This window comes from Mycobacterium sp. 1245801.1 (assembly GCF_001673055.1).
GTDB lineage: Bacteria > Actinomycetota > Actinomycetes > Mycobacteriales > Mycobacteriaceae > Mycobacterium > Mycobacterium europaeum_A.
In genome coordinates this window covers 1-11,725 of the sequence record NZ_LZKY01000078.1, presented here as the reverse complement: position 1 = coordinate 11,725, position 11,725 = coordinate 1, and the positions used below count along the sequence as shown (strand labels likewise).

At 69.6% G+C, this 11,725-nt stretch carries 3 protein-coding genes; all 3 read left to right on the top strand.

From position 1 onward, the window contains the following. Window positions 1-1,585 (top strand): condensation domain-containing protein (locus A5622_RS04655; RefSeq protein ID WP_232002863.1); only part of this gene is annotated, 1,585 nt, incomplete at its 5' end. Continuing rightward, a complete protein-coding gene (locus A5622_RS04650) occupies window positions 1,582-9,231 on the top strand; it encodes a non-ribosomal peptide synthetase (RefSeq protein ID WP_066877003.1) in 7,650 nt (2,549 codons plus the stop codon). The genes A5622_RS04655 and A5622_RS04650, both read left to right, overlap by 4 nt. A 620-nt stretch (window positions 9,232-9,851) precedes the next feature. After that, on the top strand, window positions 9,852-11,725 hold a 1,874-nt coding region (locus A5622_RS04645), incomplete at its 3' end, for an AMP-binding protein (protein WP_156752840.1).

Genomic DNA, 11,725 nt, shown 5'->3' with positions numbered 1-11,725 from the left:
GTCCGCCGAGCTGTGGCAGTTGGCCCCGGACAGCTTCGCGATGGCCGGCGCGGCGGGCGCGGTGGCGCTGCCGTTGCCGCACACGGTGGAGCTCAACGCCGGCACCATGGACACCGCGGACGGCCCGCACCTGCAGGCCAACTGGACCTGGGCGCTCTCTGCGCTGGACGAGAAGCAGATCGGCCGGCTCAGCGAGCTGTGGTTCGACGCACTCGCCGGCATCTGCGCGCACGTGCGCAACGGCGGCGGCGGGTTGACCCCGTCCGACGTCGCGCCCGCCCGCCTGAGCCAGCGCGACCTCGACGAACTGCAGCAGCGGTACCGGATCGCCGACGTGTTGCCACTGACGCCGTTGCAGCAGGGGCTGTTGTTCCACACCGGCACCGCCCAGGGTGGCGAACAATCCGAAGACCTCTATGCCGTGCAGCTCGACATCTCGGTCACCGGTGCCATCGACCCCGAGCGGCTGCGCCAGGCGGTGCACGCCGTCATCACGCGCCATCCCAACGTGGTGGCCAGCTTCCTGGAGGACTTCGGGGAGCCGGTGCAGGTTCTCTCGGCCGACCCGGAGCTGGCCTGGCAGTACGTCGAGCTGGACGCCGGCGACGACGTCGAAGCACAGGTGGACCGGTTGTCCACCGCCGAACGCGTCGCCGTCTGCGATCTGGCCGGGCAGCCCCCGTTCCGGGGCACCCTGATCCGCACCGCGGAGAACACCTACCGATTCGTGCTCACCAACCACCACATCGTGCTCGACGGCTGGTCCAAGCCGCTCCTGCTGCAGGAGATCTTCGCCAGCTACTTCGGGGTGCGGCTACCGGCGCCGGTGCCGTATCGCAGCTTCATCACCTGGCTCTCAGAGCAGGATCGGGCCGCCGCGCAGGCCGCGTGGCGCGAGGTGCTCGAGGGCTTCGAGACCCCCACGCTGGTGGGGCCGTCGGGCCGCACCGGGCTCGGCCCGCGCGGCGTCGCCGAGTTCGCAGTGTCCGCCGAGACCAGTCGTTTGCTCGGCGAATTGGCCCGTTCGTGCCGCACGACGGTCAGCACGGTGTTGCAGGCGGCGTGGGCGCAGCTGCTGATGTGGCTTACCGGGCAGCACGATGTGGTGTTCGGCACAGCGGTTTCGGGTCGACCGACGGAATTGGCCGGATCCGACGCGATGGTGGGCCTTTTGATCAACACCGTTCCGGTGCGGGCCACGATCGGCGCCGAAACCACCATCGCCGACCTGCTTGACCAGCTGCAACGCGCCTACACCAACACCCTGGACCACCAGCATTTAGCACTGAATGAAATCCATCGTGTAACGGGACACGACCAAATTTTCGACACAATGTTCGTGTACGAGAACTATCCCATCGATACTGCCGCGCTATCGGCCGTGGACGAGTTAACTATTAGTGGATTCACGAATCGGGAATACAACCACTACCCGCTTTCGGTGCAAGCTGTGCCAGGCCACGAAATAGGTCTTCGCGTCGAGTTCGATACGGACGTGTTTGGCGAGGCGAGGATCGAGAAGCTAGTTGAGCGATTTCGGCGGGTGCTGGAAGCCATGACCGTGGACTTGGAGGAGCAGTCATGACCGTCGGTGCGGGACGGCGATTGTTGTCGATCGATCTGCTGGATGGCGGCGAGCACGACCGACTCGATGAGTGGGGTAACCGCGCCGTCCTGACCAAGCCGGTCAAATCTCCGAAATCGATCCCCGAGGTGTTCGCGACGCAGGTGGCGCGTGACCCTCAGGCCGTGGCGCTGACGTTCGGCGATCGCTCGCTGACCTATGGCGAGCTCGATGAGGCCGCCAACCGCCTGGCGCACCTGCTGGCCGAACAGGGCGCGCGCCCGGGTGAGTGCGTCGCGTTGCTGTTCTCGCGTTCGGCCGAGGCGATCATCGCGATTCTCGCGGTGCTCAAGACCGGGGCCGCCTATCTCCCCATCGACCCGGCGCTGCCGTCCGCGCGCATGGAATTCATGCTCGGCGACGCCACACCGATCGCGGTGGTGACCACGGCCGGCCTGCGCACCCGGCTGGACGGATTCGACCTGCCCGTCATCGACGTCGACGAAGCCGCGGCGGACGGCCAGCCCAGCAGCGAGCTGCCCGGGCCGGCGCCCGAGGACATCGCGTACATGATCTACACCTCGGGCACCACGGGAACCCCCAAGGGCGTCGCGGTCACCCACCGCAACGTGACCGAGTTCCTGCGGACGTTGCACGCCGATCTGCCGACCGGGCCGGGGAAGGTCTGGTCGCAGTGGCACTCGCTGGTCTTCGACGTCTCCGTCTGGGAGATCTGGGGTGCGCTCCTGCACGGCGGCCGCCTCGTGGTGGTGCCCGAGTCCGTCGCCGGCTCACCCGATGAGCTGCACGCCCTGCTGGTCGCCGAGAAGGTCAACGTCCTGAGCCAGACCCCGTCGGCAGTGGGCATGCTCTCGCCGGAGGGCCTGGACGACACCGCCCTGGTGGTGGCCGGTGAGGCCTGCCCGGCCGAGGTGGTCGACCGGTGGGCGCCGGGACGGGTGATGATCAACGCCTACGGCCCGACCGAGGCCACCGTATACGCCGCGATGAGCACGCCGTTGGCGGGCGACTCCGGGGCCCCGCCGATCGGCTCGCCGGTTCCCGGCGCGGCGTTGTTCGTGCTGGACAAGTGGCTGCGGCCGGCGCCGGAAGGCGTGGTCGGTGAGCTGTATGTGGCCGGCCGCGGCGTCGCCACCGGCTACGCCCGCCGGTCCGGATTGACGGCCTCGCGCTTTGTGGCCTGCCCGTTCGGCGGGCCGGGCGCGCGGATGTACCGCACCGGTGACCTGGTCCGCTGGGGCGCCGACGGCCAGTTGCAGTACCTGGGTCGCGCCGACGAGCAGGTCAAGATCCGCGGCTACCGCATCGAGCTCGGCGAGATCCAGTCGGCGCTGGCCGCGCTGGACGGCGTGGACCAGGCGGCGGTGATCGCCCGCGAGGACCGCCCCGGCGACAAGCGCCTGGTGGGTTACATCACCGGGACCGCCGACCCGACCGAACTGCGCACCCAGCTGGGCAAGCGGCTGCCGGCCTACATGGTCCCGGCCGCGGTCGTCGTGCTGGAAAGCCTGCCGCTGACGGTCAATGGCAAGCTGGACAAGCGCGCCCTGCCCGCGCCCGAGTACCACAAGCGCGGCGGCCAGTACCGCGCCCCCAGCAACCACACCGAGGAGATCCTGGCCGGCATCTACGCCCAGGTGCTGGGTGTGGAGCGGGTCGGTGTGGACGACTCGTTCTTCGATCTGGGCGGCGACAGCATCCTGTCGATGCAGGTGGTGGCCCGCGCCCGCGCGGCCGGCGTGATGTGCCGCCCGCGCGACGTGTTCGTCGAACAGACCGTCGCCCGGCTGGCCCGCGTGGCCACTGACGGCGCCGACCAGGACGACGTGGTCGACGAGGGGATCGGGCCGGTGCTGGCCACCCCGGTCATGCACTGGCTGCAAACCGTGCAAGGCCCGATCGACGACTTCAACCAGACCATGGTGCTGGCCGCTCCCGCGGGCGTCACCTCCGACGACGTCGTCGTCGTGCTGCAGGCCCTGCTGGACCGGCACCCCATGCTGCGGCTGCGCGTCGAGGACGACGGCGAGGGCGGCTGGTCGCTGCACGCGCCCGAACCGGGCACCGTGCAGGCAGGCGACTGCCTGCAGACCGTCGACGAGCTGTCGGATAGCACGCTGGTGGCGGCCCGGTCCCGGCTGAACCCGGGCGCCGGAATCATGGTGAGCGCCGTCTGGGCAAGCGAGACAAGCCAATTGGCGTTGATCATCCACCACGTGGCCGTCGACGGCGTGTCGTGGCGGACCCTGATCGAGGACCTCAACATCGCCTGGGCGCAGCACCACAGCGGCCAGCCGGTGGCGCTGCCCGCCGGCGGCACCTCGTTCGCCCGCTGGTCCTCGCTGCTCGCCGAGCACGCGTTGAGCCCCGAGGTGGTCGAGCAGGCCGACGCCTGGCGCGAGGTCGTCGCCACCCCGGCCGTGCTGCCCGCGGTGCGCCCCGAGGAGGACACCTACCAGACCGCCGAGCAGCTCTCGGTGTCGCTGGACGTCGAGACCACCCGGCTGCTGCTGGGCGAGGTGCCCGCGGCGTTCCACGCCGGCGTGCAGGACATCCTGTTGATCGCGTTCGGGATGGCCTGGACGCAGTTCCTGGGTAAGAGCACGCCGATCGGCATCGACGTCGAGGGCCACGGCCGCCAGGAAGAGCTGGGCCCGCACGTCGACCTGTCCCGCACCGTCGGCTGGTTCACCACCAAATACCCGGTGTCGTTGACGGTCGACGGCCTGGACTGGTCGAACGTGGTCGCCGGCGACGACGCGCTGGGCGCGGCGGTCAAGGCCACCAAAGAGCAGCTGCGTGCCCTGCCCGACGGGCTCACCTACGGCCTGCTGCGCTACCTGAACCCCGACATCGACCTGGGTGGAACCGACCCGGTGATCGGCTTCAACTACCTGGGACGGCTCGGCGCGGCCGCCGACCTGCCCGGCGAGTTGTGGCGGCTGAGCCCGGACAGCCTGTCGCTGAGCGGCGCGGCCGCGGCGGTCGCGATGCCGCTGATGCACACCGTCGACCTCAACGCCGGCACCATGGACACCGAGGAAGGCCCGCACCTGCACGCCAACTGGACGTGGGCGGCCTCGGCGATGGACCGCGAGCAAATCAGCCGGCTCAGCCAGCTGTGGTTCGAGGCCCTCACCGGGATCTGCGCCCACGTGCAGGGCGGCGGCGGCGGGCTGACCCCGTCCGACATCGCACCCGCGCGCCTGAACCAGCGCCAGATCGACGAGCTGAGCAAGCAGCATCAGGTCGCCGACATCCTGCCGCTGACCCCGCTGCAACAGGGCCTGCTGTTCCACGCCAGCTTCGCCCAGGACCCGGGCGACGACGTCTACGCGGTGCAGCTCGGCATCACCGTGACCGGTGAGCTGGACTCGCACCGGCTGCACGACGCCGTGCACACCGTGGTCAACCGCCACCCCAACCTGGCGGCCCGGTTCTGCCCGCAGTTCGGCGAGCCCGTTCAGGTCATCCCGGCCGACCCGGTCATGGCCTGGCGGTACATCCAGCTGGGCGCCGAGGATCTGGACCCCGAACAGCGGGTGGAGGAGCTGTGCGCCGCCGAACGTGCCGCGGTCAGCGATCTGGCCAACCGGCCGGCATTCCGCGCCGCGCTGATCCGCACCGCGGACAACCGGTACCGGTTCGTGCTGACCAACCACCACATCGTCATGGACGGCTGGTCGCTGCCCATCCTGCTGCGCGAGATCCTCGCCAACTACTACGGGGACCAGCTGCCCGCGCCGGCCACCTACCGCAGCTACCTGACCTGGCTGGCCAGCCAGGATCGCACCGCCGCGCAAGCCGCGTGGCGGCAGGTGCTCGACGGATTCGACACCCCCACCCTGGTGGGACCGGCCGGCCGGATGCGGCTGGGCCGGCGGGCCGTCGAGTCCTACCGGCTGTCCGCGGAGACCACGCGCGCCCTGGGCGAGCTCGCCCGCACCTGCCACACCACCGTCAACACCGTGCTGCAGGCCGCGTGGGCGCAGCTGCTGATGCGGCTGACCGGCCAGCATGACGTCGCGTTCGGCACCGCGGTGTCGGGCCGGCCGGCCGACCTGATCGGCGCCGAGTCCATGGTGGGTCTGCTGATCAACACCGTGCCGGTGCGGGCCAGCATCACCGCGGAGACCACCGTCGCCGACGTGCTGGAGCAGTTGCAGCAACACCACAACGACACCCTCGAACACGAGCACCTGGCGCTGAGCGACATCCACCACGTGACCGGTCACGACGCGCTGTTCGACACCTTGTTCCTGTACGAGAACTATCCGATCGACACCAGCGTGCCGTTGGGCTTCCACGAGCTGGCCATCACGGATGTCACCAACCGCGAGTACAACCACTACCCGCTGTCAGTGATGGCGCTGCCGGGCCGGGAACTCGGCCTGCGCGTCGAGTTCGACACCGACGTGTTCGACGCGGCCGGCATCGAGAAGCTGACCGAGAGGTTCCAGCGGGTGCTGTCCGAGATGACGGCCGATCCGACCCGACGGCTGATGTCGCTGGACGTCGTGGACGAGCACGAGCACGCCTGGCTCGACGAGCGCGGCAACCGCGGGGTGCTGAGCCAGCCGCCGACCGCCAAGTCGATCCCCGCGATGTTCGCCGCCCAGGTGGCCAGCACCCCGGACGCGCCGGCGCTGACCTTCGACGGCAGCACGATGACGTACCGGGAGCTCGACGAGGCCGCCAACCGGATGGCGCACCTGCTGACCGAAGAGGGCGCCGGGCCGGGCGAGCGGGTCGCGCTGTTGTTCTCGCGGTCCGCCGACGCGATCGTCGCCATCCTTGCGGTGCTCAAGACCGGGGCGGCGTACCTGCCGATCGACCCGGCGCTGCCGGCCGCCCGGATCGAATTCCTGCTCACCGACGCCGAGCCGGTCGCCGTGGTCACCACCTCGGCGCTGCGGGAGCGGCTGGACGGCTGCAGCCCGACGGTCATCGACGTCGACGACCCGGCGCTGGCCAACCAGCCCGGCACGGCGCTGCCGATGCCGTCGTCGGACAACATCGCCTACGTCATCTACACCTCGGGAACCACCGGTGTCCCCAAGGGTGTGGCCGTCACGCACGCGAACGTCGCGCAGTTGGTGGAGACGCTGCACGCCGACCTGCCGGAGGCGGGGGTGTGGGCGCAGTGGCACTCACTGGTCTTCGACGTCTCAGTGCACGAGATCTGGGGCGCGCTGCTGCACGGCGGCCGCCTGGTGGTGGTGCCCGAGTCGGTCGCGGCCGCGCCCGACGAGCTGCACGCGCTGTTGGTCGCCGAACAGGTCACCGTGCTGAGCCAGACCCCGTCGGCGGTCGGCATGCTCTCGCCCGAGGGCCTGGAGTCGACGGCGCTGGTGGTTGCCGGTGAGGCCTGCCCGGTCGAGGTCGTCGACCGGTGGGCGCCGGGACGGGTGATGATCAACGCCTACGGCCCGACGGAGGCCACGGTCTACGCAGCCATGAGCGCGCCGCTGAGGAGCGGCACGGGATCGGCGTCCATCGGTTCGCCGGTGCCGCGCGCCGCGCTGTTCGTGCTGGACCGGTGGCTGCGCCCGGCACCCGAGGGTGTCGTCGGCGAGCTGTACATCGCCGGTCACGGTGTGGCGACCGGGTATTCACGCCGGCCCGGCCTGACGGCGGGGCGCTTCGTCGCCTGCCCGTTCGGCAGCCCGGGTTCGCGGATGTATCGCACCGGCGACCTGGTCCGCTGGGGCCGCGACGGTCAGCTCGAGTACCTGGGCCGCGCCGACGAGCAGGTCAAGCTGCGCGGCTACCGCATCGAGCTCGGTGAGGTGCAGGCCGCCCTGGCCGCGCTCGACGGCGTCGAGCAGGCCGCGGTGATCGCCCGCGAGGACCGCCCCGGCGACAAGCGCCTGGTCGGCTACATCACCGGAACCGCCGACCCGGTCGGCATCCGCGTCCAGCTGGCCGACCGGCTGCCCGCCTACATGGTGCCGGCCGCGGTGGTGGTGTTGGACGCGCTGCCGCTGACGGTCAACGGCAAGCTGGACAGGCGCGCCCTGCCCGCACCGGAGTACCAGAAGCGCGGCGGCGAGTACGTCGCGCCGGGCGACCCCACCGAAGAGATCGTCGCCGACGTCTTCGCCCGCGTCCTCGGCATGGACCGGGTGTCGGTCGAGGACTCCTTCTTCGAGCTGGGCGGGGACTCGCTGTCCGCGATGCGGGTGATCGCCGAGATCAACACCGCCGTCGACGGCGCGCTGTCGGTGCGCACCCTGTTCGACTCGCAAACGGTCCGCAGCCTGAGCCAGCGGATCACCAGTGGGGCCGACACCGAGGGCGCCGCCGGACCCGGCTTTGCGGCGGTGCACGGCGCCGACGCCAAGGAGGTGCACGCCCGCGACCTCACCCTGGACAAGTTCATCGACGCGACGACGCTGTCGACCGCGCCGACGCTGCCCGGGCCGAGCGCCGAGGTCCGGACGGTCCTGCTGACCGGTGCCACCGGGTTCCTGGGCCGCTACCTGGTGCTCGAATGGCTCGAGCAGCTGGAAGTCGTGGGCGGCAAGCTGATCTGCCTGGTGCGGGCCAAGTCCGACGAGGACGCGTGGGCCCGGTTGGAGAAGACCTTCAACAGCGGCGACCCGGAACTGCTGGCGCACTTCCAGGAACTGGCCGAGGAGCACCTGCAGGTCGTCGCCGGCGACAAGGGCCAGGCCAACCTCGGCCTGGACGAGGCGACCTGGCAGCGGCTGGCCGACACCGTCGACCTGATCGTCGACTCGGCGGCCGTCGTCAACGGCGTCCTGCCCTACAACGAGCTGTTCACCCCCAACGTCGGGGGCACCGCGGAGCTGATCCGGTTGGCGCTCACCACCAAGAAGAAGCCGTACGCATACGTGTCGACTTCAGACGTGGGCCGCCAGATCGACCCGGCGGCGTTCACCGAGGACGCCGACATCCGGGTCATCAGCGCCACCCGCGTCATCGACGGCGGCTACGCCAACGGGTACGGCAACAGCAAGTGGGCGGGCGAGGTCCTGTTGCGCGAGGCGCACGACCTGTGCGGGCTGCCGGTCTCGGTGTTCCGCTCCGACATGATCCTGGCCGACACCAGTTACGCCGGCCAGCTCAACGTCGCGGACATCTTCACCCGGATGATCCTGAGCGTCGTGGCCACCGGCGTCGCGCCCAAGTCGTTCTATCAGCTCGACGCCGATGGCAACCGGCAGAGCGCGCACTTCGACGGCCTGCCCGTCGAGTTCGTCGCCGAGGCGATCGCCAAGCTGGGCGCCCAGGTGATGGACGGGTTCGAGACGTACCACGTGATGAACCCGCACGACGACGGCATCGGCCTCGACCAATACGTCGATTGGCTGATCGAAGCGGGCTACCCGATCGAACGCGTCGACGACTTCGGCGAGTGGCTGCAACGCTTCGAGACCGGCCTGCGGGGTCTGCCGGAGCGGCAGCGGCAGAACTCGGTGTTGCAGATGTTGATGTTGCTGCTGCGCGACCCGAAGAACCTGCAACCCGCCGAACCGGCCCGGGGCGCCTTCGCGCCGACGGATCGCTTCCGCGCCGCCGTGCAGGAAGCGAAGGTCGGCTCCGACAACGACATCCCGCATGTGAGCGCGCCGGTGATCGTCAAGTACGTCACCGATCTGCAGCTGCTCGGTTTGCTGTAATCCCTCCGGGGAGTCCGAAAGCGGCGTGGTCCTTCCGGGCCACGCCGCTTTTGTGTCATGCGCGATTCGTTTTGATGGTCGGGTACCGGCGGCGGGGACCTGATCGCCTATAACGCGGCGATAACGGTCTATGCCGCAGTGCGTGGCGACCAACGCCGAAACCCCCCAAAACATGCCATACCGTATGGTGCTGAGAGAATCTTAACCAGTACTTGAGGTATGTATCAAGGCCTGATGGCTGAGTTAAAACCATTCTTTTGGCGGATTCACAGGACATCAAGTTTGGATAACCCTGGACCAACGGGGTGGTCGTCTATTAGCCTTCCAAACTGTTGCACTCATGTTGACTACGACGTCATCGGAGTGGGGAGCGTCAACCGTGTTGTGGCGGCGACGCTTCCCGGCCCAGTCGTCCCGGCCAACGACGAGCGGCAACCGAGGTTGCGGTCGGTCTTTGCCGACGCTACGCCCGATCGCCGGGTGAAGCGCCGCGAAGTAGACCGCGCCGAGTGCCGGGGCTACCTCGAGCAGCAGCGCACCGGGCTACGGCCCGAACGCCCGCCCGAGCGGCCCCACTCAACCGGGGGGTTGAAAGGAACGCCCTGTGGTTGGGGAGATGGATGGAGCTTGACGGCCGAACGCTTCCGCTCACTCGCGGACAGCTAGACCTATGGCTTGCGCAGCAGACGGGTCACTCCGACACGGAGTGGCAGCTGGGACTGTTCGTGCGGATCAACGGCACGGTCCAGCGCGACGCCTTGCAGTGGGCGATCCGGCAAGCCGTGCACGAAGCGGAACCGACCAGGGTCGCCTTCGTCGAGGTCGACGGCGACGTCGTCCAGCGCCCGATCGACAACCCGAACGTCGAGCTGACGTTCGACAACCTGAGCGACCTGCCCGAGCCCGTCGAAGAAGCCCGGCGCAGAGCGCTGGCCATCCAGCGAACGCCCATGCCGCTCACCGGGCCGCTGTTCAAGTTCGTTCTCTTTCAGACCCGGCGCGACGAGTACTTCTTGTTCGCCTGCTGCCACCACATCGTGATCGACGGGACCGGCGTCGGGCTGGTCGGCCATCGGATCGCCTCCATCTACTCCGCGATCGTGTCCGCCGGACCCATCCCGACGGCCGTCTTCGGCTCACTGCGCGAGCTGGTCGACTGCGAATCTCGCTACGAGGCATCCGCCGAGTACCGGGATGACGAGGCCTACTGGCTGGCGAACCTGCCGCCCGAACGCGACGGGCAGCACCGCGTCCCCGACGGCGCGGGGGAGCGTAATCCGTGGCCGTCGGCTCCGGTGGCGCTGGACCCCGGGGTGGTGCGCCGGGTGCACCGGTTCTCCGACGTGTGGGGCGTATCCCAGACGTCGGTCATCACCGCGGCCTGCGCCCTGTTGGTCCGCGGCTGGTGCCCCGACGGTCCGGAGGTGGTGCTCGATTTCCCGGTCAGCCGCCGCGTGCGCCCGGAGTTGAAGACGCTCCCCGGAATGGTTGCCGGCGTTGTGCCGCTGGTGATCACCGCCGCGCCGGCATCGACGGTCGCCGAGTTCTGCAAACACGTCGAGGCGCGCATCGACGAGGCGGTAGCGCACCAGCGATTCCCGGTGCACGCGCTCGAGCGCAAGGTCCGCGGCCTGACGAAGTCGCCGGAGCGGGTCAGCGTCAACTTCATCCCGTCGGCATTCACGTTGCCCTTCGGCGGTGTCACGGCCTCGGCCTCCTACACGAATTCCGGTCAGGCGGACGGCTTCGGCCTCATCTTCACCAGTGACGGCGACCAACTCTTCCTCAGCACCGCGGGCAGGTGGGCGCCCTGGTCCGGCCTCGACGCCCCCGACCTTGCCGCACTGCTGCAGCGGCTACTGGTTGCGATGACGGCCGACCCGACCCGGCCGCTGCTGGCGCTGGATGTGATCGACGAGAACGCGCACGCCCGGCTGGCCGCGTGGGGCAATGCGTCGGCGTTGGGTCGTGCGGTGGTGCCGGTGTCGGTGGTGGAGTTGTTCGGCGGGCAGGTGGCGCGGACTCCGGACGCGGTGGCGGTGACGTTCCGGGACCGGTCCATGACCTACCGGGAGCTCGACGAGGCCGCCAATCGGTTGGCGCATCTGCTGTTAGACCGCGGCGCGGGCCCGGGTGGGGTTGTGGCGCTGCTGTTGTCGCGGTCGGCCGAGGCGATCGTGGCGATCGTGGCGGTGCTCAAGTCCGGGGCGGCGTATCTGCCGATCGACCCGGCGCTGCCGGGCGCGCGGGTGGAGTTCATGCTGGCCGATGCCGCCCCGAGGGTCGCGGTCACCACCGCCGAGCTGGTGGATCGGCTCGAGGGGTTTGGCGGGGTGGTCATCGACGTGGCCGACCCGGCGGTGGCGGACCAGCCGAGCACCCCGCCGCCGGCGCCGGCGCCCACCGATGTGGCGCACGTGATCTACACGTCCGGCACCACCGGTGTGCCCAAAGGCGTTGCGGTCACCCAACACAACGTCGCGCAGCTGTTCGA